Genomic DNA, 20,813 nt, shown 5'->3' on the forward strand with positions numbered 1-20,813 from the left:
TAAATAAGCCACCTTCTCGCTCGGTGTTGATGTGGGGTATGGGGTTTTTGACATCCGATACATGCATTGTCTTGGTGGATAGGGTAGTGGAGACCGAAATCATAGTTAACAAGCCCTTGCGCTAGATACCTGTTTCCTGTACAGTGTTAAGACTGTGTGGCTGTATCCAAATAGCTGCACAACCACGGGCTTCTCGTGCCAGTGCATAATGCCGCTACTTACGGGTGGGATACGCCCGCTTCACGCGGGTCCAAATGCTTCTGGCATGGGTTTGCCCCAGGCGTTTCCGCTAACCCCTTCCACAGAGATGGGGCCCGGGGCGTCAACCAATCCCGTAAAAATGTTCCGCAAGGCTGGCTCGCGCCTAAAGCGAGTCGGAACCGGCGAGACGACAGGAGAAATATGATTCAGCAGGAGTCGCGACTGAAGGTCGCCGACAACACTGGTGCGAAGGAAATCCTGACCATCCGTGTTCTCGGTGGTTCCTCGCGTCGCTACGCAGGCATTGGCGACATCATTGTCGCAACCGTCAAGGATGCAATCCCCGGCGGTACCGTAAAGAAGGGTGACGTTGTCAAGGCAGTCGTCGTCCGCACCAAGAAGGAAACCCGTCGCCCCGACGGCTCCTACATCAAGTTCGACGAGAACTCCGCAGTGATCCTGAAGAACACTGATGGTGATCCCCGTGGTACCCGTATCTTCGGCCCCGTGGGTCGTGAACTTCGCGACAAGAAGTTCATGAAGATCGTTTCGCTGGCTCCGGAGGTGCTCTAATTCATGGCTAAGATCAAGTCCGGCGACCTGGTTCAGGTTATTTCCGGTGCAGATAAGGGCAAGCAGGGCAAGGTTCTGAAGGTTCTCCCCAAGGAAAACCGCGTGATTGTTGAGGGCGTCAAGGTCGTCACCAAGCACACCAAGGCTAACCCCCTGACCGGCGCAGCAGGCGGCATTCAGAAGGTTGAGGCACCGATCCACGTTTCTAACGTTGCGATTGTTGACCCCGAGACCAAGAAGCCGACCCGTGTTGGTTTCCGCCTCGAGACTGTAGAGCGTGACGGCAAGGAGCGCACCGTTCGCGTGCGCGTTGCTAAGCGTTCGGGTAAGGACATCTAATGACCGAAACCAAGATCACCCCCCGCTTCAAGACCAAGTACGCTGAGGTCGTCGTTCCCGCTCTGCAGGAAGAGTTCAAGTACGAGAACGTCATGCAGACCCCGAAGATCGTTAAGGTCGTCGTAAACATGGGTGTCGGCGAGGCAGCTCGCGACGCAAAGCTCATGGACGGCGCAATCCGCGATCTCACCGCAATCACCGGTCAGAAGCCGATTGTTACCCGCGCTAAGAAGTCCATCGCACAGTTCAAGCTGCGCGAAGGTATGCCCATTGGTGCACACGTCACCCTGCGTGGCGACCGCATGTGGGAATTCCTGGACCGCCTCGTCACCCTGGCACTGCCCCGAATCCGCGACTTCCGCGGCCTCTCGGACCGCCAGTTCGACGGTAACGGTAACTACACCTTCGGTCTGACCGAGCAGTCCATGTTCCACGAAATCGATCAGGACTCGATTGACCGCGTGCGTGGTATGGACATCACCGTGGTGACCTCCGCGAAGACCGACGAAGAAGGCCGTGCAATCCTGAAGGCACTGGGCTTCCCGTTCAAGACCAACTAACGACTACGTTGTAGGTCCAGACCCCGTTACCGCGGGGTAGGGAAACCACAACGAGGAAGGGCTAAAGCCCACAATGACTATGACTGATCCGGTCGCAGATATGCTGACCCGTTTGCGTAACGCAAACTCCGCATACCACGACACCGTATCCATGCCCTACTCCAAGCTGAAGGCTCGCATTGCAGAGATCCTGAAGGCTGAGGGCTACATCGCCGACGTGAAGGTTGAGGATGCAAAGGTCGGCAAGACCCTGACCCTCGTCCTCAAGTACGGTCCGTCCCGCGAGCGTTCCATCGCTGGCGTGCGTCGTATTTCCAAGCCGGGCCTGCGTACCTACGCAAAGTCCACCAACCTGCCCCAGGTTCTGGGTGGCCTCGGCATCGCAATCCTGTCCACCTCTTCGGGTCTGCTCACTGACAAGCAGGCAGCGAAGAAGGGCGTGGGCGGCGAAGTCATCGCTTACATCTGGTAGTCGGTTAGAAGAGAAAGGAAGAGAATAATGTCACGTATTGGACGTCTCCCCATCTCGGTTCCCGCCGGCGTTGAGGTTAAGGTCGATGGCAACCTGGTCACCGTTAAGGGCCCGAAGGGCGAGCTCTCCCACAAGGTAGCTTCCCCCATCACCGTGGCTCTGAACGAAAACGAGATCCTTGTATCTCGTCCGAACGACGAGCGCCTGTCTCGCTCGCTGCACGGTCTGACTCGTACCCTGATTCAGAACCTGATTATCGGCGTTACCTCCGGCTACGAAAAGAAGCTGGAAATCGTTGGTACCGGTTACCGTGTGACCCCGAAGGGTAACGACCTGGAGTTCGCTCTGGGCTACTCCCACCCGATCAACATCACCGCTCCCGAGGGTATTACCTTCGCAGTGGAGGGTGCTAACAAGCTGACCGTGTCGGGCATCGACAAGCAGCTCGTTGGTCAGGTTGCAGCAAACATTCGTGGTCTGCGTAAGCCCGATCCCTACAAGGGTAAGGGTGTTCGCTACGCAGGTGAGCACATCCGCCGCAAGGTCGGAAAGGCTGGTAAGTAAACATGGCTATCAAGTCGAAGGCAGCGCAGCGTGCACGTCGTCACGCTCGCATCCGCAAGTACGTTTCGGGTACCGCTGCGCGTCCGCGCCTGTGCGTCACCCGTTCGACCCGTCACATGTTCGTTCAGGTTATCGACGATGTCAAGGGCGTAACCCTGGCATCCGCTTCCACCATGGAAGCAGAGCTGCGTGCAGCTGACCTGGACAAGACCGCTAAGGCAAAGCGCGTTGGTGAGCTCGTTGCAGAGCGCGCCAAGGCAGCTGGTGTTGAGGCAGTCGTGTTCGACCGCGGTGGTAACAAGTACCACGGCCGTGTTGCAGCCGTTGCTGACGGTGCACGCGAGGGAGGTCTTGCACTCTAATGAGCGAGCAGAACGTAAAGGAAACTCAGGTGAGCGAAGCAGTAGTAGCTGAAACCGCTGAGACCTCCAACCAGCGCGAGGAGCGCCGCAACAACCGCGGCGAGCGTCGTGGCCGTGGTGAGCGCCGTAACAACCGCGCTCGCGAGGAGGAGAAGGACAAGTACATCGAGCGCGTTGTGACCATCAACCGCGTTTCCAAGGTCGTCAAGGGTGGTCGTCGCTTCAGCTTCACCGCACTGGTCGTCGTTGGTGACGGTAACGGCCTGGTCGGCGTTGGCTACGGTAAGGCTAAGGAAGTTCCCGCAGCAATCTCCAAGGGTGTCGAGGAAGCAAAGAAGAACTTCTTCCGCGTTCCCCGCATCGAAGGCCGCACCATCCCGCACCGCGTGCAGGGTGAAGCAGCTGCAGGCGTTGTGATGCTCCGTCCGGCAACCGCTGGTACCGGTGTTATCGCAGGTGGCCCCGTGCGTGCAGTACTCGAGTGCGCAGGCATTCACGATGTGCTGTCCAAGTCGCTCGGTTCCTCGAACCAGATCAACATCGTTCACGCAACTGTTGCAGCACTCAAGGAGCTCGAGGAGCCCCTGGCAGTGGCAGCCCGCCGTGGCCTGCCCACCGATGAGGTTATCCCCAGCTACCTGCGCAACACCAAGTCTGAAAAGGCAGGTGCGTAGTAATGGCCAAGCGTATTCAGCCCAGCGACGCAAAGCTGGAAATCACCCAGGTCAAGTCCTATGTTGGTCAGAAGCAGAACATGCGCGACACCCTGCGTTCCCTGGGCCTCAAGCGCCCCGGCAACAAGGTAGTCCGCACTGCTGACCCCGTCACCGTTGGCATGGTTAACACCGTTGCTCACCTGGTGAAGGTTGAGGAGGTCAAGTAAAGATGGCAGAAGCTATCAAGATTCACGATCTGCGCCCGGCACCGGGTGCCCACAAGGCAAAGACCCGCGTTGGCCGCGGTGAAGGCTCCAAGGGTAAGACCGCAGGTCGCGGTACCAAGGGTACCAAGGCACGTTACCAGGTTCGTGCAGGCTTCGAAGGCGGCCAGCTGCCGCTGCACATGCGCCTGCCGAAGCTGCGCGGCTTCAAGAACCCCTTCCGCACCGAGTACCAGGTTGTTAACCTGGACCGCATCCAGGAACTGTTCCCCAACGGTGGCGACGTCACCGTCGAGGCACTGGTTGCTAAGGGTGCCGTTCGTAAGAACGAGCTCGTGAAGGTTCTGGGCAACGGCGAAATCTCCGTCAAGGTGAACGTTGTTGTCGACAAGGCATCGGCTTCCGCTATCGAGAAGATCGAGGCCGCTGGCGGTTCTGTAACCGTTAAGTAGTCTTCAAGACGAGAAAGCCCCTGTCCGTACGCTGTACGGCAGGGGCTTTTTGCTGCTTGAAAAGATTCACAACAGGACTATATTCCTGTATTCGCATATTTGAACGCTTGGTGTGCGCCACATTTTGTGTTCAAAAATCACGCTAAGAGAATATAAAAGCTACATAATCTGCTAGGGAGTTATCGTTACCCGCTCCAAACACGATAGACTGGAAGATGTGTTTACTGCGCCCTAAAACTCTTTGAGAGGGATGGGCGCCCCATAGACTTACAGGAGGACATGTGCTGAGCGCATTCGGGCGAGTCGTTAAGACCGCCGATTTGCGGCGTAAGCTGCTGTTTACCCTGGCAATGATTGTGCTGTACCGCGTGGGCACTTTCATCCCCGCGCCAGGCGTTTCCTACGGAAATGTACAGCAGTGTCTGAACGCCAATGTTACAAGCGGTGGCGTCTACGATATCGTCAACCTTTTCAGTGGTGGCGCACTGCTGCAGCTTTCGATCTTTGCCCTCGGCGTGATGCCGTACATTACCGCGTCCATTATCATCCAGCTGCTACGCGTGGTCATCCCGCGATTCCAGGAGCTGCACGATGAGGGCGCGCAGGGTCAGGCAAAGCTCACCCAGTACACCCGCTACCTGACCATCGCTCTTGCTCTGCTGAATGCAACCACCATCGTCTCGATGGCACGCTCTGGCGTTCTGCTGGGTAACTGCCCGGGCATCATCCCCCAGGACGACGTACTGCACATCCTGCTGATTATCGTCACCCTGTGTGCGGGTACCACCGTCATCATGTGGATGGGCGAGCAGATTACCGAGCGTGGCGTCGGCAACGGCATGTCCCTGCTGATCTTCACCTCCATTGCGTCCTCCTTCCCGAGCGCTCTGGGCTCCATCCAGCGCACCCACGGTTGGGGTATCTTCGCGGCTGTCTGCGGTATTGGCCTGCTGGTCATGCTCGCCGTGGTCTACGTGGAACAGTCCGTTCGCCGTATTCCCGTGCAGTACGCAAAGCGCATGATTGGTCGACGCACCATTGGTGGCACCAGCACCTACATCCCGCTGAAGGTCAACATGGCCGGCGTGATTCCGCTGATCTTCGCCTCCTCCCTGCTGACCCTGCCCGGTCTGATTGCCCAGTTCAACACCCCCACCAACGGCTCCACCCCGCCGGACTGGGTTAACTGGATTAACGCATACCTGGTGCGTGGCGACCACCCGCTGTACATTGCTCTCTACTTCTTCATGATTATTGGCTTCGCCTACTTCTACGTGGCGGTCACCTTCGACCCGGTGGAAGTAGCGGACAATATGAAGAAGTACGGTGGCTTCATCCCCGGTATTCGTGCCGGTAAGCCGACCGAGCGTTACCTCAGCTACGTACTCAACCGAATTACGTTGCCTGGCGCACTTTACCTGGGTGTAATTTCCATGATTCCCCTGGTAGCGCTTATCCTATTCAACGCAAACCAGAATTTCCCGTTCGGCGGCGCCTCGCTGCTGATCGTGGTGGGTGTTGGTCTTGATACTCTCAAGCAGATCAACGCTCAGCTCCAACAACGAAACTACGAAGGACTGCTCCGATGAACCGTCTGCTCATCGTCGGCCCTCCCGGTGCAGGTAAGGGCACCCAGGCCGTCAAGATCGCTGAAGCGCTGAAGATTCCCGCAATTTCTACCGGCGATATCTTCCGTAAGAACATCAAGGAAGAGACCGAACTCGGTAAGGAAGCGAAGTCGTACATCGACTCCGGTAACCTGGTTCCCGACTCTGTCACCAACAACATGGTGCGTGCACGCCTGGACGAAGGCGACGTCGTCAACGGCTTCCTGCTCGACGGCTACCCCCGCAACACTGCACAGGTGCACGAGCTGGACTCCATCCTTGAAGCTAAGGGCGAGAAGATCGACCGCGTTCTGCTGCTCGTTGCAGATAACGACGAACTCGTCGAGCGTCTGCTCAACCGTGCAGCTGAGCAGGGTCGTACCGATGACAACGAAGAAGTCATCCGTCACCGCCTGAAGGTCTACGAAGAGGAGACCGCGCCGCTGATCGCAATCTACCGCGAACGCGGCATCGTCAAGGAAGTTAACGGCCTCGGCGAGATTGCTGAAGTCACCGAGCGCATCCTCGACGCTCTGAAGTAATCTTCTGCTGTACCCCCGCAATTTGAGGTGCATGATGCATCACAAAAACTTGCGGGGGTACAGTGCTGTCTGTAGAGTTCTAAGCTTGGGCATACCGCCCCATACACCTAAGGAGCCAGAATGGCACGAGTCGAAATCAAAACCAATGCACAGCTTCAGCAGATGGCTCGTGCAGGTGTTATCACCAGCCGCGCACTTGACGCGGCCGTAGCGGCAGCCCGCCCCGGCGTAACTACCGCAGAGGTGAATGCCGCCTTTGAACGCACCCTGCTGGAACTGGGCGGTACCTCCAACTTCTACGGCTACTACGACTACCCGGCAACCGTATGCACCTCCGTCAACCACGAGGTCGTTCACGGTATCCCCGGCGACTACGTTCTCAAGGACGGCGATATCCTCTCCATCGACGGTGGTGCATACGTGATTGACCCCGCCACCAACCGCCAGTGGCACGGCGACTCGGCACGTACCGTTCTGGTCGGTGACAACGTAAGCGAAGCGCGCGCGGAGCTCTCTGCCGTGACCCGCGAGGCGATGTGGCACGGTATCGCGGCTCTCGCGACCGCAAAGAAGGTCGGTGAAATCGGTCTGGCTATCGAAGCATACGTGACCGAAGAATACGGCGATAAGTACGGCATCATTGAAGACTATGTGGGCCATGGCATCGGCTCGCAGATGCACATGGCTCCGGATGTGCTGAACTACGCTGTGCGTGACATGGGCCCGAAGATTAAGCCCGGTATGGCTTTCGCTATCGAACCGATGCTCGTCACCGGTTCCATCGAGACCAAGGTGCTCTCCGATGACTGGACCGTTGTGACCGTTGACGGCTCCGATGCATGCCAGTGGGAGCACTCCGTTGCTGTGCACAGCGACGGCATCTGGGTTCTGACCGCAGAAGACGGCGGCGCCAGCGAACTTGCTCGCTTCGGCGTAACCCCGGTTCCGATTCCCGCCTAAGCCCCACCACTGGGGGAGGGGAACACCTTTAGTTGCCCCACCTCCACCCGAAGAAACCGGCGAATCCGGTCCGGTGCGTGATAGCGCATCCGAAAGCATCCACATCACAAGGAAGAAGCTCCATGAGCGAAACTCTCAATAGCGGCGAGGCAACCGCGCCCGCTGCGACCAAGGTGCCGGTTGAAATCTCGAACGTTCGCCCCGCACCCGGCCAGATTGCCCTGAAAGCACCGCGCCGTGCGAAGCCGCCCAAGCACATCGCTGACTTCGATATGGCTGGCCGCCGCGAATTTCTGAAGGAACTGGGCTACCAGTCGTTCCGTGCGTCCCAGCTGTCCAAGCACTATTTTGAGCGTCTGGTCACTGATCCCGCCGAGATGACTGACCTGCCGGCTAAGGATCGCGAGCAGATGGTTGCTCAGGCGATGCCCCAGCTTCTGACTCCGGTCCGTACCCTCGAGGCTGACGGTGGCGACACCCTGAAGGTTGTGCACCGCCTCTTTGATGGTGCGCTCATTGAGTCCGTCATCATGCGCTATGACAACCGCGTGACCATGTGCATTTCTTCGCAGGCTGGCTGCGGTATGAACTGCCCCTTCTGTGCAACCGGTCAGCAGGGTTTGACCCGTAACCTCTCTACTGCAGAAATTGTGGAGCAGGTCGTAGCTGGTGCCCGCTACCTGAAGCAGATGAAGGGTTTGGAAGAAGCAGAAGGCGGTTCTGAGGATACTCGTCCTCTGCGTGTTTCCAATATTGTCTTCATGGGTATGGGTGAGGCGCTCGCTAACTACAAGGCAACTATGGGTGCTGTGCACCGCCTGATTGACCCTTCGCCCGAGGGCCTCGGTATTTCTGCTCGTGGTCTGACCATGTCGACCGTGGGTCTGGTACCCGGTATTCGTAAGTTTGAGCTGGAGAAGCTGCCCATTACTTTGGCGCTGTCTCTGCATGCTCCGGATGATGAGCTGCGTGATGAGCTAATCCCGATTAACCAGCGTTGGAAGGTTGACGAGACTCTGGACGCTGCGTACGACTACTACCGTACGACCGGCCGCCGCGTCTCTATTGAGTACGCGCTGATTCGCGATATTAACGATCAGGGCTGGCGTGCGGATTTGCTCGGTAAGAAGCTGGCTCAGCGCGGCCGCGGCTGGGTGCACGTGAACCCGATTCCGCTGAACCCGACCCCGGGTTCGAAGTGGACAGCATCCCGTAAGGGCGTTGAGCAGAACTTTGTGGAGCGTCTGCGTGCCCACGGTATTCCGACGACTATTCGTGATACTCGCGGTTCCGATATTGATGGTGCATGCGGTCAGCTGGCTGCTAAGGAAGACTAAGTAGTTGAGCTGTGACCGGTGAACGGTGCCCCTTTCCTGCGGAGGGAAGTCATGAAGACTTTCAGGAACGTGGGGGAGGGGCTTCTTCCTTTTAAACATTAAGTGCCTGATGTCATAAAAATCACGGTTGTTTTTCCATGGTCTTTGCCGTAGAGTTAACAGTTGGTTGTTTGTGCCAGTGTTAAGTGCGCCTTAAAACGCCCTAGCACCTCACCGAGGTGAGCTCACAAACAGAAGATACAATTGCCCGCCGCACCTGCGACGGGCACCGACGTTAGCGGAGGATATGGCTAAGAAAGACGGCGTCATCGAGATTGAAGGCTCTGTGGTTGAAGCTCTGCCCAACGCGATGTTCCGTGTTGAGCTGGATAACGGCCACAAGGTTCTCGCACACATCTCGGGCAAGATGCGTCAGCACTACATTCGCATCCTGCCTGAGGACCGAGTAGTAGTGGAACTGAGCCCCTACGACCTTTCCCGAGGTCGTATCGTCTACCGTTACAAGTAAACCCGAGATAAACGTCGCCCCTGGCGGCGTTTAAATCGTGTTCAAAGGGATAACGCAGTTCCCCAACGTAAGTGAGGGAACCTCTTATCTCGCCAGTAATCAAGTTGCAATCAAAAGGAATGCGATGAAGGTCAAGCCGAGCGTTAAGCCGATCTGCGATAAGTGCAAGGTGATCCGCCGTCACGGTGTGGTCATGGTGATCTGCGAAAACCCGCGCCACAAGCAGCGCCAGGGCTAATCCCTAGTAGCTGACTTCATAACCGCTCCAACAGAGGGCGGAATTGTCATAGGCACCGCTCCGAAGCAACGCCCACGAGGCGACTTCGGATACCTCCGGACTCAGAGGCCGGGGACCGGGTCAGAACAACCCGGGCAGTGATGCTATAGACCTCTGGAAAACAACAAGGAGAAGCCAGTATGGCACGTCTCGCTGGAGTTGATATTCCCCGCGAAAAGCGCGTGGAAGTTGCTCTCACTTACATCTACGGCGTGGGTAAGACCCGTGCACACGAAACCCTCGCTGCTACCGGCGTCAACCCTGACACCCGCGTCAAGGACCTGACCGACCAGGAGCTCGTGGCACTTCGTGACTTCATCGAAGGCAACTACAAGGTTGAAGGTGATCTTCGCCGCGAGGTTGCAGCTGACATCCGCCGTAAGGTTGAAATCGGTTCCTACCAGGGCCTGCGCCACCGCCGCGGCCTGCCGGTTCACGGTCAGCGCACCAAGACTAACGCACGTACCCGTAAGGGCCCGAAGCGTACCGTCGCAGGTAAGAAGAAGTAAGACACGTTGCTCTGTTGGATATCTCTATCCGACCAACGTATAAGTAAACCTTTGTAGGAGAATCAAAAATGCCTCCCAAGACTCGCGCTGCGGCAGCTCGTAAGACCAACCGCCGCAAGGTTAGCAAGAACATCGTTGCTGGTCAGGCTCACATCAAGTCGACCTTCAACAACACCATCGTCTCCATCACCGATCCCACCGGTGCAGTGATCTCCTGGTCCTCCGCTGGCGACATGGGCTTCAAGGGCTCCCGTAAGTCCACCCCCTACGCCGCACAGCTGGCTGCTGAGGCTGCTGCAAACCGCGCCAAGGAGCACGGCGTCCGCAAGGTTGACGTGTTCGTCAAGGGCCCCGGTTCCGGTCGCGAAACCGCAATCCGCTCCCTGCAGGCTGCAGGCCTCGAGGTCGGTTCGATCCAGGACGTTACCCCCGTTGCTCACAACGGTTGCCGTCCCCCGAAGCGCCGCCGCGTCTAATTAGGTCTCTGACCTAATCCCTCGAAGGGTACACTCCACGGAGTTGTACCCGGAGAGCACAGACACCCGTCTGCTTCCTAAGATATGTTTTCCCCAACCTGTGGGCTCATATAGCGGAGCTCACCGAAAGGAAACAAAGTGCTTATTGCACAGCGCCCCACTCTGACTGAAGAGGTCGTAGCGCCCAACCGCTCGCGCTTCACCATCGAGCCTCTGGAGCCCGGTTTCGGCTACACCATGGGTAACTCCCTCCGCCGTACTCTGCTGTCCTCCATCCCCGGCGCCGCTGTTACCAGCGTCCGCATTGATGGCGTACTGCATGAGTTCAGCACCGTTCCCGGCGTGACCGAGGACGTCACTGAGATCATCTTGAACATCAAGAAGCTCTCCATCTCTTCTGAGAACGACGAGCCCGTCGTGGCCTACCTGCGCAAGCAGGGCGAAGGTGAACTGACCGCAGGCGACATCGAGGTTCCCGCTGGCGTGGAGATCCACAACCCGGAACTGCACCTGGCAACCCTGAACGCCTCGGCAAACTTCAACGCTGAGCTGGTTATCGAGCGCGGTCGCGGCTACGTGACTGCAGCTCAGAACAAGGTCGGCGATGGCGAGATTGGCCGTATTCCGGTTGACTCCATCTACTCCCCGGTTCTGAAGGTTACCTTCAGCGTGAACGCGACCCGTGTTGAGCAGCGCACCGACTTCGACAGCCTGACCCTGGACGTCGAAACCAAGGAAGCCATCGCACCGCGTGACGCCGTTGCTTCTGCAGGCAGCACCCTGGTCGAGCTCTTCGGCCTGGCACGTGAGCTGAACATTGCAGCTGAGGGTATCGAAGTTGGCCCGTCGCCCGCCGACGAGTCCATGGCCGCCGATCTGGCACTGCCGATCGAGGACCTGAACATGTCCGTCCGCTCCTACAACTGCCTCAAGCGCGAGGGCATCCACACCGTGGGTGAGCTCGTGACCCGCAGTGAAGCTGACCTGATGGACATCCGTAACTTCGGTGCTAAGTCCATTGACGAGGTCAAGGCAAAGCTCATCGAGCTCGGCCTGGCTCTGAAGGACTCCCCTCCCGGTTTCGAGCCTGCTGCACGCCCGCTTGATGACGAAGACGGTTCCGGCGAATAATTTCGACCGAATAGTTCACCCGGTTCCACCGGGATCAGTCAAACTTGATTCCCTAAGAGGCTCCGCTGCTGGGGCGTTAGGGAACGCAACTATGGAGATTTAACTATGCCTACTCCCACTAAGGGTCCCCGCCTCGGCGGTTCCCCGACCCACGAGCGCCACATGCTCAACAACCTGTCGGCGCAGCTGTTCCAGCACAAGCGCATCACCACCACCCTGACCAAGGCAAAGCGCCTGCGTCCGGTGGCAGAGCGCTTCATCACCTTCGGTAAGAAGGGCGACCTGGCTGCTCGCCGTCGCGTGCTGCGTTCCATCACCGACAAGTCCGTCGTGCACGAGCTCTTCACCGTTATTGCTCCGGCAATGGCAGAGCGCCCCGGTGGTTACACCCGCATCATCAAGATCGGTAACCGTAAGGGTGACAACGCTCCCATGGCAGTCATCGAGCTCGTCATGGAGCCCGTTGCAACCAAGGGTGCAGTTGCTGAGGCAACCAAGGTTGCTGAGAAGGCAGCTGAGGCTCCCAAGGCTGAAGCAGCTGAGGGCCTGCCCGCAGGTTCCCACGCACCCCTGGAGTCCGGCGAGGCTCCCGAGGGCTTCGAGGTTAAGGGTAACGCCGATTCCATGAAGTACCACGTGCCCGGTTCCCGCTGGTACACCAGCACCAAGGCTGAAATCTGGTTCGACTCCGCTGAGTCGGCAGAGGCTGCAGGTTACGCCCCCGCAGGTGGCGCAGCAGCACAGAAGGTTTCCGAGTAATACGGATCCCAGCTGATCTAGGCTAAGCCTAAATATGTCAATCCGCCGTCCACTGCTGTGGGCGGCGGATTGGTGTATCTGCATACTTAAGAGGACACGGTTCTTTGCGTATTCGCTATCCAAGAGCCGGTCCGTATTCTTCAACCGTCCGCTACTGCTGAAAGGCACACAATGCATAACGCTACTGCTTTAGAGAATCACGAAGAGCCGCTCTTCATCGCTACGCACCGCGTGCGCATTGATTGCGCTTACGACGGTTCCCTTTTCAGTGGATGGGCTGCCCAGCCGAACCTGGTCACCGTGCAGGGAGTCATTGAGAACGCCCTTGAACTGATTTTGCGTGTACCTCACCGCGTGGTGGTCGCGGGTCGAACCGATGCCGGTGTGCATGCGGAAGCCCAGACCCTACATTGCGATCTGAGTGATGAGGACTGGACTCGCCTGCAGGGGCGAACCGGGGAAGATGACCCGACGGCTGCACTGGGGCGCCGCCTCACCGGCGCTCTTCAGCGTTGTCTTTACGATGCGGAAGAGCAGTTGAACTTGCCGAAGAATGTCCGCGGTATTCTGCAGGGCGCTATTCAGATTCACCGCGTGAGCGAAGTTTCTTTTGAATTTGATGCGCGCTTCTCGGCTACCGGTCGCCGCTACGTATATCGCATTGCAGATGGCGCGGCGGACGGTCTTAATCCTCTGCACCGTACCTACACCTGGGCGGTACCTGAGCACCTGGATTGTGCTGATCTTAACCAGTCGGCGCAGCAGCTACTCGGTCTGCGCGATTTCCTCTCCTTCTGCAAGCCGCGTGAAGGCGCGACCACGATTCGTGAGCTGCGAGAGCTTAGCTTCACTCGTACTGAAAGTGGCCTTATTGAGGTGCGTGTGGTGGCTGATGCTTTCTGCCATCACATGGTGCGTTCACTTGTGGGCGCGTTGGTGCTCTACGGCACGGGTAAACGTGACGCCGCCTGGTTGCGTGAGCGGATCGAGAACCCGGGACGCGAGGCTTCGCTGACTCTGGCGCCTCCGCATGCGCTCGCTCTGGCTGAGATTTACTACCCTGCTCCGGAGTTGTATGGAGAGCAAGCGGAACGTGCTCGAGCAAAGCGTGAAGACCACGAAGCACAGAGCGCTTAACGCCCTGTATATATTGAGCCCCGTCACGTTGCTCATGCACCGTGAACCATCGCGGGGGAGCGCAACTACCTCAGATGAATTACACGGATGGAATTTAAAATGTGTTTAAGGCAAAAAAGCCCTATTTTTAAGGCTTTGGCGGTGGATTAAGCACTCGACGTCCTGTATAGTCTTGATATGTTGTGCGTGTTCTACCCGAGCGCGCTCTAAATCGCTGTCTAGTTGCAGGACGTTAAGGCGGTCTAGAGTACGGGCAGAACGGGCGGCAGCTCGGTCCTCACCCGGGTGTTCGTCATGCACGTAAGTAAAAGGCGCGATACCCAACTAAGCGCCGTATGTACATTTCGAGACAAAGGCCAATATTTTGCGCACTTATACTCCCAAGCCCGGCGAAGTCGAGCGCCAGTGGCACGTCATTGACGCCACCGACGTTGTTCTCGGCCGCCTCGCAAGCCAGACCGCTATCCTGCTGCGCGGTAAGCACAAGCCGACTTTTGCTCCCCACGTTGACACCGGTGACTTCGTTATCATCGTGAACGCTGAGAAGGTCGCCCTGACCGGTGCAAAGCTCGAGCAGAAGCGTGCATACCGCCACTCGGGTTACCCCGGCGGTCTGAAGTCCGTGAACTACGCAGAGCTGCTTGAGACCAACCCCGTTCGCGCGGTTGAGAAGGCTGTTAAGGGCATGTTGCCCAAGAACAAGCTTGCTGCACAGCAGCTCAAGAAGCTGAAGGTCTACGCTGGCCCCGAGCACCCGCACGCGGCACAGCAGCCCAAGACCTACGAATTCAACCAGGTCGCCCAGTAATTCGGGCCTACGAAGAAACAATAGGAGAAATCGTGGCTCAGAACGAAGAGCAGATCGTAGTCGAGGAAGAGCTGACCAGCTACACCTCGGAGTCCGCTGCCCCCGCAGCGGCTAAGGCAGCACGTCCGGCACTGACCGTTGCAGGCGCAGCAGTTGGTCGCCGCAAGGAAGCAGTGGCACGCGTTCGCGTTGTGCCGGGTTCCGGCAACTGGACCATCAACGGTCGTAGCCTGGAAGACTACTTCCCCAACAAGCTGCACCAGCAGGACGTCAACCAGCCCTTCAAGCTCCTGGAGCTCGAGGGTGCATACGACGTCATCGCACGCATCAACGGTGGTGGCCCCTCCGGTCAGGCAGGTGCTCTGCGCCTGGGTATCGCTCGTGCACTGAACGAGATCGACCGCGAGAACAACCGCCCCGCACTGAAGAAGGCTGGCTACCTGACCCGTGACGCACGCGTCATCGAGCGTAAGAAGGCTGGTCTTAAGAAGGCACGCAAGGCTTCGCAGTTCTCCAAGCGTTAATCGCTGGTTTTTACGAAGCGTTACGCCCCGCTTCTCCTTCGGGAGAATCGGGGCGTTTTGCGTATCTATCCACCGTGAGCGTTACAAGGTTATAGGTGCATATAACTGTTACGTTTGTTCATCGAAGAGCACACCGGTAGAGTTAAAGAGTCAAAGCAGACAGGAAGAAAAGAGTACTCATGGCAGAGCAGAATCCCTCCACCCAGCCCGAAGAGAAGGCAGTGGAGGCTCCTCAGGCTGAAGCCCACCAGCACGCCGCTGAAGGCGCACACGCACACACCGGTTCTGAGAAGAAACAAGCCATCAAGGAAGCCCTGAAGCCCCAGGCGCGCCGTACCTCCGTTGTCGAGGACTACTCGGCAGAGCTGGACGAAATGGCTTCCCTCACCCGCGCCCTCGGCAAGGACAAGAAGGACGACGAAACCTCGCAGGCATGGAAGAAGGGTTACCCCTACGACACCAAGCTCAGCCGTAAGGCATACGAGAAGGAAAAGCGTGCCCTGCAGATTGAGCTGCTGAAGCTGCAGCTCTGGGCTAAGTCCACCGGTCAGAAGATCCTCATCATCTTCGAAGGCCGTGACGCAGCAGGTAAGGGTGGCTCCATCAAGCGCTTCACCGAGCACCTGAACCCCCGTGGCGCTCGCGTTGTGGCACTGGAGAAGCCGACCGATATCGAGCAGACTCAGTGGTACTTCCAGCGTTACATCAAGCACCTGCCCTCCGGCGGCGAAATCGTTCTGATGGACCGCTCCTGGTACAACCGTGCCGGCGTTGAGCGCGTTATGGGCTACTGCACCCAGGCACAGTACTTCGAGTTCATGCGCGAAGTTCCGGACCTGGAGCGCATGCTGGTGAACTCCGGTATCCACATCATCAAGTTCTGGTTCTCCGTCACCCGCGAAGAGCAGCTTGCACGCTTCACCTCCCGCCGTACCGACCCGGTTCGCCAGTGGAAGCTTTCCCCCACCGACCTGGCATCCCTGGACAAGTGGGACGACTACACCGCGGCGAAGGAAGCAATGTTCTTCTACACCCACACCGGTGATGCCCCCTGGACCGTTATCAAGTCCAACGACAAGAAGCGCGCACGTCTGGAAGCAATGCGTTACGTGCTCTCCCAGTTCGACTACCCCTCCAAGGATGAGGCAGTCGTGGGCGAGCTCGACTCGCTGATCGTCCGCTCTGCATCGCACGTTTTCGAGGATGAGTCCGGTGACTCTCCCGACGGCTTCCCGGTCGTCAAGTAAGCGTTGATAGATAGGGGAGAGCAATAACTCAACCCTGCGGCGATAGAACCGCCAAACAGCTTGCACTATGAAGGTGCCTGCCTCTCTTTTCCCTCTCTGGGAACTGAGAGCAGGCACCTTTGCGTGTCTATAGAAACATTAGCTATGAAGCAGATATATAGCCGCTGAAAATCACTTTCTGATTATGAAGAATTTACGGTGTATGCGCCTAAGCAGAGTTACGCACAACGTAAAATAAAAGGGTGACTGAACGACTTTTTGGAACCGACGGCGTACGCGGTCTGGCAAACGATGTAATTACTCCCGCTCTGGCTATGGAGCTCGCACAGGCGGCTTCTATTGTGCTGGGCTTTGACACGGTAGAAGAGGGCATACGCCCCCGTGCCGTGATTGCAAATGACTCCCGATCCTCTGCAGACTTTATTGTTTCTGCGATGAAGGCTGGCTTCGCTAGCGCAGGTGTTGACGTGCTGGACGCCGGCATTGTCCCCACCCCCGCAGCAGCTTACCTGGTGGCACACACCGGTGCTGACTTCGGCGTGATGATTTCTGCATCGCACAACCCGGCAGCGGACAACGGTATTAAGTTCCTGGCCCGAGGCGGCCAGAAGCTGGAAGACTCCGTTGAGGACGCCATTGAGTGCGTTTACCGTGAGAAGTCCTTCCGCTACCCGACCGGTGGTGCTGTGGGTACCGTCAAGCCCCTGGAGAACGGTACCGAGGCTTACGTGAAGCACCTGGTCTCCACCCTGCCTGAAGGCAAGCCCCTCGCAGGCAAGAAGATTGTTCTGGACTGCGCAAACGGTGCGGCATACGCAGCATCTCCCGCAGCTTTCGAAGCGTTGGGTGCAGAGGTTGTCGCACTGGCTGTAGAGCCCAACGGCACCAACATCAACGACGGCGTGGGGTCCACCCACCCCGAGAAGCTGCAGGCAGCAGTCGTTGAGCACGGCGCGGACCTCGGCATCGCCCACGACGGCGACTCGGACCGTTGCCAGGCAGTTGACGAAAAGGGCAATCTGGTAGACGGTGACCAGATTATGGCTATCCTGGCTGTTGCCGCTAAGCGCGAAGGCAAGCTCGCAAAGGACACCCTCGTCGCAACCGTAATGAGCAGCCTGGGCCTGGAGCTGTACCTGCGCGAGCACGGCATTACCCTCGGCCGCACCGCTGTGGGCGACCGCTACGTCCTCGAGTCTATGCGCGAGCACGGCTACAACCTCGGTGGCGAGCAGTCCGGCCACGTTATCATGAGCGACTACGCAACCACCGGTGACGGCGTTCTGACCGGCATCCAGCTGGCTGCAGAGGTGGCACGTAGCGGTCAGACCCTCTCGGAGCTGGCATCCCGCATGCAGCCCACCCCGCAGCGCCTAATCAATGTCAAGGGCGTTGACCGTGCGGCGGTCAAGACCAACGAGGCGCTCGCTACCGCTGTGAGCGAGGCTGAAGGAGTACTGGGTGAGAGCGGCCGTGTGTTGCTGCGTGCATCCGGCACTGAGCCTCTGGTCCGCGTGATGGTTGAGGCTGCAACCCAGGAGCAGGCTGATGAGGTTGCTCAGCAGCTGGCTGACGTTGTGGCTAAGGAATTGGCACTCTAAACGTATTCTTCCGGTGTGAAGACCGCAGTGGAGGATAGAGAAGGGCTGGGAAGGTGTTACCTTCCCAGCCCTTCTTCGTTATCTTGGGTGGTCGTAGGGGATGTGGATACGGAAAACCCCCGTATCCACAGGGATACGGGGGTTCGAAAGTTAGTGTTAGAGAGCAGAGAAATTACTTCTTTGCCAGAGCGTCGCGGATCTCCTTCAGGAGGGCAATCTCGGTCTCTTCCTCTTCTTCAGCAGCCTCGTCTTCAGCCTTCTTCTTAGCCAGTGCGATTTCAGTCAGCTTCTGAGTGGGGACAACAACTGCGAAGTACACAGCAACTGCAATCAGGATGAAGTTGACAACAGCGGTCAGGAACACGCCAACCTTGATCTGGCCGAAGACCAGGAACTCATCGAAGTTGGGGGACTTAACCAGCATCGAGATAGCGGGCATCAGGACGGCCTGGACAAGCGAGGTCACCACAGCGGTGAAGGCGGTACCCATAATCAGACCAACTGCGAGGTCGATGACGTTACCGCGGATCAGAAAATCTTTAAAACCCTTAAGCATGAGATATAGAATAGCGCCTTTTAGGTGTTCAAAATGCCATATTCTGAGAAAATTTTCACTGTAAAGCATGTGTTTTTCTTCACAGTGGTTCTGTGGTACCCAATACTTAAGGTCTAGGTCACATAAAGGTGAGTAAAAATCTCTGAAACCTGCGAAAAACCGCGGATTTACGCGGCGTGTACGCGAAAAAATATGCATCTACTGTGCCTATTTATTTCCGACACGGAAGCTAGAAATACGATGCACATCACCACTCGACGCACCGGGCAAAGCCGAAAGCTTAGCCCAGACCCTAGTTCGCATTTGCATAATCGGGTGCCGCACCCGTACCGATGAACTCCTCAAAAGTCTTCGCACCCGAAGACATATACTCCTGAGCAATCTGCACACCCACGTAACGGTAATGCCACGGCTCAAAACGATAACCGGTCACCGACTGACGACCATCGGGGAAACGCAAAATATATCCGTAACGCGGAGCATTCTTCACCAACCACTGACCAGCCAGCGTATCGCGGTAACACTCCTCCAGACGGCAACCCTCAGGAGAAGCAAAATCAATCGCCAAACCCGTCTGATGCTCGGAATAGCCGGGACGAGCCGACAATTGATCCGCCACCTGCTGACCGTTCACCGAAACCCAATACTGATAGGTCTGCTGCTGCACCGCATACGAACGATACGCGCTGGAAACAAGCAGAGTCACGCCGTCGGTCGCCGCCGCATCAATCATCGTGTCCGCCGCCTTAGCCGCCTCCGCGCGCAATTGATGACCGTAGAACTCCACCAGGTCACTCGGCTCCCAATCCTGCTGCGCAAAGGGGCGCATCTTATTCACGAGGCAACGCAACGAGTCCGGCTGCGACTCAACACTGGGCTGAGCAAGAGCCAGTGGGGAAGAAGAGGCGCTCGCAGAAGCACTGGTAGCAGAAGTAGCAGGGGAGGGTGCGGCAGAAGAAGTCGCCGCAGTGGAAGAGGCGCTAGACGAAGCCGCCGGAGCCGCCGCAGACTCAGAAGCAGAAGCGCTCGCTGCAGAAGATGAAGAAGACGCCCCTTGACCCTGTGAACCACTCTGCGAGCCACAAGCCGCCAATAGTGCAGTGCCACCAACGCTCAAAGCGGCACCCAAGAGAGTGCGGCGGTTCACCACAGAACTATCAAAAGACTCCTGAGCGGTAGGCGTACGGTGCAGAGACTTCACAATAACTCCTCATCACGGTGTAGGTTCATACAAAAGTAGGTGCATACAAAAGCGCCGAAGGCCTAAAACCCACCCCGAAAGGGGAGCAGAGCCTCCGGCGCCTTCTACTAGAATGCACCACAATACCGGCTAAAAGCCGCACACGAACACTAAAAACCTAAAGAACCTCTAGTTCTTACGCAGAAGAACCTGCTCCACGGTATGCTCGGCGCCCTTCTGCAGAATCAAATGCGCACGAGCACGAGTCGGCAAAACATTCTGCAGCAGATTCGGCTCATTCACGCTCTTCCAAATGCCGGTCGCCACCTCAACCGCCTGCTCATCGCTCAGTTCCGCATAACGCTTGAAATATGATTCCGGATTCGCAAAAGCCGAAGAGCGTAGCGTCAAGAAACGATTCACATACCAGCGCTCAATATCCTCAGTGCGGGCATCCACATAAATAGAGAAATCAAAGAAATCGCTCAGCGTCAGATCAGAAGTTTCCGGACCCTCAGCCTGAGAAGGTGCCAAAACATTCAAACCCTCAAGAATCAGTACATCCGGTGCAGTGACCTCAATATGCTCATCCGGCATGATGTCGTAATACAGGTGCGAATACTTCGGCGCCACCACATGCTCGGCACCGGACTTCACCTGCGACACAAAATTCAACAGAGCACGGCGATCATAAGACTCCGGGAAACCCTTACGGTGCATAATGCCGCGACGCTGAAGCTCCGCGTTCGGGTACAAGAAACCATCCGTCGTCACCAGCTGAACATTAGGAGTAGACGGCCAACGACTCAAAAGAGCCTGCAAAATACGCGCCGTCGTCGACTTGCCCACCGCAACAGAACCCGCCACACCAATAATGAACGGGACACGCCGCTGAGACACATGCAGAAAATCATTTGTCATATGGTTCAACGAAGAAGCAGCAGTCACATACAGATTCAGAAGACGAGAAACCGGCAGATAAATACGCTGCACCTCTTCAAGGTCGACAGTTTCACCCAGGCCTCGAAGAGACTCAATTTCCTCAGCGCTGAGGGGAACAGAAATCTCATCGGCTAGGTGCGACCAGCGGGAACGGTCAAGATGCATGAAGCGGTCATCGCCAGAAAAATACGGTGCGGTGCTCATTTATCTAAGTGTACGAACTTTCAGCCCGCGGGGAAAATACCCGCCCCACGGTTTGTTTCGAGAAATAAATGTATGAGAAGAAAAGGGTAAAACCTGAAAAAGCTA

At 57.3% G+C, this 20,813-nt stretch carries 27 protein-coding genes; 24 read left to right on the forward strand and 3 right to left on the reverse strand.

The features are described from left to right. Nucleotides 1–402 precede the first annotated feature (402 nt). The 24 genes from rplN (at nt 403) to glmM (ending at nt 17,826) form a co-directional block, all read left to right on the forward strand. Nucleotides 403–774 (forward strand): 50S ribosomal protein L14, encoded by a 372-nt coding sequence (gene rplN, locus HMPREF2845_RS02320; RefSeq protein ID WP_005504986.1) that lies wholly within the window; start codon nt 403–405, stop codon nt 772–774. Between the two features lie 3 nt (nt 775–777). Beyond that, nucleotides 778–1,113, forward strand: coding sequence for a 50S ribosomal protein L24 (rplX, locus tag HMPREF2845_RS02325; RefSeq protein WP_005504988.1), 336 nt, complete (start codon nt 778–780; stop codon nt 1,111–1,113). Then, nucleotides 1,113–1,673: a 50S ribosomal protein L5 gene (rplE, locus tag HMPREF2845_RS02330; protein WP_005505001.1), complete on the forward strand. Its 561-nt coding sequence runs from the start codon at nt 1,113–1,115 to the stop codon at nt 1,671–1,673. Before rplX ends, rplE begins: the two co-directional genes overlap by 1 nt. Before the next feature lie 73 nt (nt 1,674–1,746). Next, entirely contained in the window at nt 1,747–2,145 is a 399-nt protein-coding gene (rpsH, locus tag HMPREF2845_RS02335) for a 30S ribosomal protein S8 (RefSeq protein WP_005505003.1), read from the forward strand. 27 nt (nt 2,146–2,172) lie between these two features. After that, on the forward strand, nt 2,173–2,709 hold the full coding sequence (gene rplF / locus HMPREF2845_RS02340) for a 50S ribosomal protein L6 (protein WP_049338084.1): 537 nt from the start codon (nt 2,173–2,175) through the stop codon (nt 2,707–2,709). A 2-nt stretch (nt 2,710–2,711) separates the two neighbouring features. After that, nucleotides 2,712–3,071 carry a 50S ribosomal protein L18 gene (gene rplR / locus HMPREF2845_RS02345; RefSeq protein WP_005505006.1) on the forward strand — a complete coding sequence of 120 codons (360 nt, stop codon included), beginning with the start codon at nt 2,712–2,714 and terminating at the stop codon, nt 3,069–3,071. Nucleotides 3,072–3,100: 29 nt separating this feature from the next. Beyond that, nucleotides 3,101–3,745, forward strand: a complete 645-nt coding sequence (gene rpsE, locus HMPREF2845_RS02350; RefSeq protein ID WP_171840195.1) for a 30S ribosomal protein S5 — start codon at nt 3,101–3,103, stop codon at nt 3,743–3,745. Nucleotides 3,746–3,747: 2 nt separating this feature from the next. Beyond that, nucleotides 3,748–3,954, forward strand: a complete 207-nt coding sequence (gene rpmD, locus HMPREF2845_RS02355; RefSeq protein WP_004005265.1) for a 50S ribosomal protein L30 — start codon at nt 3,748–3,750, stop codon at nt 3,952–3,954. Nucleotides 3,955–3,956: 2 nt separating this feature from the next. After that, entirely contained in the window at nt 3,957–4,403 is a 447-nt protein-coding gene (gene rplO, locus HMPREF2845_RS02360; protein ID WP_005505008.1) for a 50S ribosomal protein L15, read from the forward strand. Nucleotides 4,404–4,684: 281 nt separating this feature from the next. Next, nucleotides 4,685–5,992 carry a preprotein translocase subunit SecY gene (secY, locus tag HMPREF2845_RS02365; protein WP_070633781.1) on the forward strand — a complete coding sequence of 436 codons (1,308 nt, stop codon included), beginning with the start codon at nt 4,685–4,687 and terminating at the stop codon, nt 5,990–5,992. Then, nucleotides 5,989–6,552, forward strand: coding sequence for an adenylate kinase (locus tag HMPREF2845_RS02370; protein WP_070633782.1), 564 nt, complete (start codon nt 5,989–5,991; stop codon nt 6,550–6,552). The genes secY and HMPREF2845_RS02370 overlap by 4 nt, the downstream gene beginning before the upstream one ends. Before the next feature lie 120 nt (nt 6,553–6,672). Then, nucleotides 6,673–7,512 carry a type I methionyl aminopeptidase gene (map, locus tag HMPREF2845_RS02375; RefSeq protein ID WP_070633783.1) on the forward strand — a complete coding sequence of 280 codons (840 nt, stop codon included), beginning with the start codon at nt 6,673–6,675 and terminating at the stop codon, nt 7,510–7,512. A 122-nt stretch (nt 7,513–7,634) separates the two neighbouring features. After that, on the forward strand, nt 7,635–8,849 hold the full coding sequence (rlmN, locus tag HMPREF2845_RS02380; RefSeq protein ID WP_044150213.1) for a dual-specificity RNA methyltransferase RlmN: 1,215 nt from the start codon (nt 7,635–7,637) through the stop codon (nt 8,847–8,849). Between the two features lie 286 nt (nt 8,850–9,135). After that, complete coding sequence (infA, locus tag HMPREF2845_RS02385) at nt 9,136–9,357, forward strand: translation initiation factor IF-1 (RefSeq protein ID WP_005505018.1); 222 nt, start codon at nt 9,136–9,138, stop codon at nt 9,355–9,357. A 124-nt stretch (nt 9,358–9,481) separates the two neighbouring features. Further along, complete coding sequence (gene rpmJ / locus HMPREF2845_RS02390; protein ID WP_004005257.1) at nt 9,482–9,595, forward strand: 50S ribosomal protein L36; 114 nt, start codon at nt 9,482–9,484, stop codon at nt 9,593–9,595. A gap of 179 nt (nt 9,596–9,774) precedes the next feature. After that, complete coding sequence (gene rpsM / locus HMPREF2845_RS02395) at nt 9,775–10,143, forward strand: 30S ribosomal protein S13 (RefSeq protein WP_005505026.1); 369 nt, start codon at nt 9,775–9,777, stop codon at nt 10,141–10,143. A gap of 68 nt (nt 10,144–10,211) precedes the next feature. Next, nucleotides 10,212–10,619, forward strand: a complete 408-nt coding sequence (gene rpsK / locus HMPREF2845_RS02400) for a 30S ribosomal protein S11 (RefSeq protein WP_005505028.1) — start codon at nt 10,212–10,214, stop codon at nt 10,617–10,619. 138 nt (nt 10,620–10,757) lie between these two features. After that, a complete protein-coding gene (locus HMPREF2845_RS02405) occupies nt 10,758–11,750 on the forward strand; it encodes a DNA-directed RNA polymerase subunit alpha (RefSeq protein ID WP_005505031.1) in 993 nt (330 codons plus the stop codon). Between the two features lie 105 nt (nt 11,751–11,855). After that, nucleotides 11,856–12,509, forward strand: a complete 654-nt coding sequence (gene rplQ, locus HMPREF2845_RS02410) for a 50S ribosomal protein L17 (RefSeq protein ID WP_070633784.1) — start codon at nt 11,856–11,858, stop codon at nt 12,507–12,509. Nucleotides 12,510–12,680: 171 nt separating this feature from the next. Beyond that, nucleotides 12,681–13,646: a tRNA pseudouridine(38-40) synthase TruA gene (truA, locus tag HMPREF2845_RS02415; protein ID WP_070633785.1), complete on the forward strand. Its 966-nt coding sequence runs from the start codon at nt 12,681–12,683 to the stop codon at nt 13,644–13,646. A gap of 364 nt (nt 13,647–14,010) precedes the next feature. After that, complete coding sequence (rplM, locus tag HMPREF2845_RS02420; protein ID WP_005505035.1) at nt 14,011–14,454, forward strand: 50S ribosomal protein L13; 444 nt, start codon at nt 14,011–14,013, stop codon at nt 14,452–14,454. A 32-nt stretch (nt 14,455–14,486) separates the two neighbouring features. Next, complete coding sequence (gene rpsI, locus HMPREF2845_RS02425) at nt 14,487–14,978, forward strand: 30S ribosomal protein S9 (RefSeq protein WP_005505036.1); 492 nt, start codon at nt 14,487–14,489, stop codon at nt 14,976–14,978. Nucleotides 14,979–15,157: 179 nt separating this feature from the next. Continuing rightward, on the forward strand, nt 15,158–16,225 hold the full coding sequence (gene ppk2 / locus HMPREF2845_RS02430) for a polyphosphate kinase 2 (RefSeq protein WP_070541458.1): 1,068 nt from the start codon (nt 15,158–15,160) through the stop codon (nt 16,223–16,225). 242 nt (nt 16,226–16,467) lie between these two features. Further along, nucleotides 16,468–17,826, forward strand: a complete 1,359-nt coding sequence (gene glmM / locus HMPREF2845_RS02435; protein WP_070633786.1) for a phosphoglucosamine mutase — start codon at nt 16,468–16,470, stop codon at nt 17,824–17,826. A 172-nt stretch (nt 17,827–17,998) separates the two neighbouring features. On the opposite strand, the gene mscL is transcribed toward glmM, so the two are convergent. The 3 genes from mscL to coaA form a co-directional block, all read right to left on the reverse strand. Beyond that, the gene (mscL, locus tag HMPREF2845_RS02440) at nt 17,999–18,382 is read right to left on the reverse strand and encodes a large conductance mechanosensitive channel protein MscL (protein ID WP_049349266.1); all 384 of its coding nucleotides are present in this window, start codon (nt 18,380–18,382) and stop codon (nt 17,999–18,001) included. 292 nt (nt 18,383–18,674) lie between these two features. Beyond that, entirely contained in the window at nt 18,675–19,583 is a 909-nt protein-coding gene (locus HMPREF2845_RS02445) for a M15 family metallopeptidase (protein WP_070633787.1), read from the reverse strand. A gap of 168 nt (nt 19,584–19,751) precedes the next feature. Further along, nucleotides 19,752–20,708: a type I pantothenate kinase gene (coaA, locus tag HMPREF2845_RS02450; RefSeq protein ID WP_070633788.1), complete on the reverse strand. Its 957-nt coding sequence runs from the start codon at nt 20,706–20,708 to the stop codon at nt 19,752–19,754. Nucleotides 20,709–20,813: the final 105 nt, after the last annotated feature.

Source organism: Rothia sp. HMSC065B04, from assembly GCF_001812285.1.
GTDB classification, from domain to species: Bacteria; Actinomycetota; Actinomycetes; order Actinomycetales; family Micrococcaceae; genus Rothia; species Rothia mucilaginosa.

What these genes read in the sequence shown, in the direction of transcription:
- rplN (WP_005504986.1), top strand. Translation starts at nt 403, where the DNA reads ATGATTCAGCAGGAGTCGCGACTGAAGGTCGCCGACAACACTGGTGCG.
- rplX (WP_005504988.1), top strand. Translation starts at nt 778, where the DNA reads ATGGCTAAGATCAAGTCCGGCGACCTGGTTCAGGTTATTTCCGGTGCA.
- rplE (WP_005505001.1), top strand. Translation starts at nt 1,113, where the DNA reads ATGACCGAAACCAAGATCACCCCCCGCTTCAAGACCAAGTACGCTGAG.
- rpsH (WP_005505003.1), top strand. Translation starts at nt 1,747, where the DNA reads ATGACTATGACTGATCCGGTCGCAGATATGCTGACCCGTTTGCGTAAC.
- rplF (WP_049338084.1), top strand. Translation starts at nt 2,173, where the DNA reads ATGTCACGTATTGGACGTCTCCCCATCTCGGTTCCCGCCGGCGTTGAG.
- rplR (WP_005505006.1), top strand. Translation starts at nt 2,712, where the DNA reads ATGGCTATCAAGTCGAAGGCAGCGCAGCGTGCACGTCGTCACGCTCGC.
- rpmD (WP_004005265.1), top strand. Translation starts at nt 3,748, where the DNA reads ATGGCCAAGCGTATTCAGCCCAGCGACGCAAAGCTGGAAATCACCCAG.
- rplO (WP_005505008.1), top strand. Translation starts at nt 3,957, where the DNA reads ATGGCAGAAGCTATCAAGATTCACGATCTGCGCCCGGCACCGGGTGCC.
- HMPREF2845_RS02370 (WP_070633782.1), top strand. Translation starts at nt 5,989, where the DNA reads ATGAACCGTCTGCTCATCGTCGGCCCTCCCGGTGCAGGTAAGGGCACC.
- map (WP_070633783.1), top strand. Translation starts at nt 6,673, where the DNA reads ATGGCACGAGTCGAAATCAAAACCAATGCACAGCTTCAGCAGATGGCT.
- rlmN (WP_044150213.1), top strand. Translation starts at nt 7,635, where the DNA reads ATGAGCGAAACTCTCAATAGCGGCGAGGCAACCGCGCCCGCTGCGACC.
- infA (WP_005505018.1), top strand. Translation starts at nt 9,136, where the DNA reads ATGGCTAAGAAAGACGGCGTCATCGAGATTGAAGGCTCTGTGGTTGAA.
- rpmJ (WP_004005257.1), top strand. Translation starts at nt 9,482, where the DNA reads ATGAAGGTCAAGCCGAGCGTTAAGCCGATCTGCGATAAGTGCAAGGTG.
- rpsM (WP_005505026.1), top strand. Translation starts at nt 9,775, where the DNA reads ATGGCACGTCTCGCTGGAGTTGATATTCCCCGCGAAAAGCGCGTGGAA.
- rpsK (WP_005505028.1), top strand. Translation starts at nt 10,212, where the DNA reads ATGCCTCCCAAGACTCGCGCTGCGGCAGCTCGTAAGACCAACCGCCGC.
- rplQ (WP_070633784.1), top strand. Translation starts at nt 11,856, where the DNA reads ATGCCTACTCCCACTAAGGGTCCCCGCCTCGGCGGTTCCCCGACCCAC.
- truA (WP_070633785.1), top strand. Translation starts at nt 12,681, where the DNA reads ATGCATAACGCTACTGCTTTAGAGAATCACGAAGAGCCGCTCTTCATC.
- ppk2 (WP_070541458.1), top strand. Translation starts at nt 15,158, where the DNA reads ATGGCAGAGCAGAATCCCTCCACCCAGCCCGAAGAGAAGGCAGTGGAG.
- mscL (WP_049349266.1), bottom strand. Translation starts at nt 18,382, where the DNA reads ATGCTTAAGGGTTTTAAAGATTTTCTGATCCGCGGTAACGTCATCGAC.
- coaA (WP_070633788.1), bottom strand. Translation starts at nt 20,708, where the DNA reads ATGAGCACCGCACCGTATTTTTCTGGCGATGACCGCTTCATGCATCTT.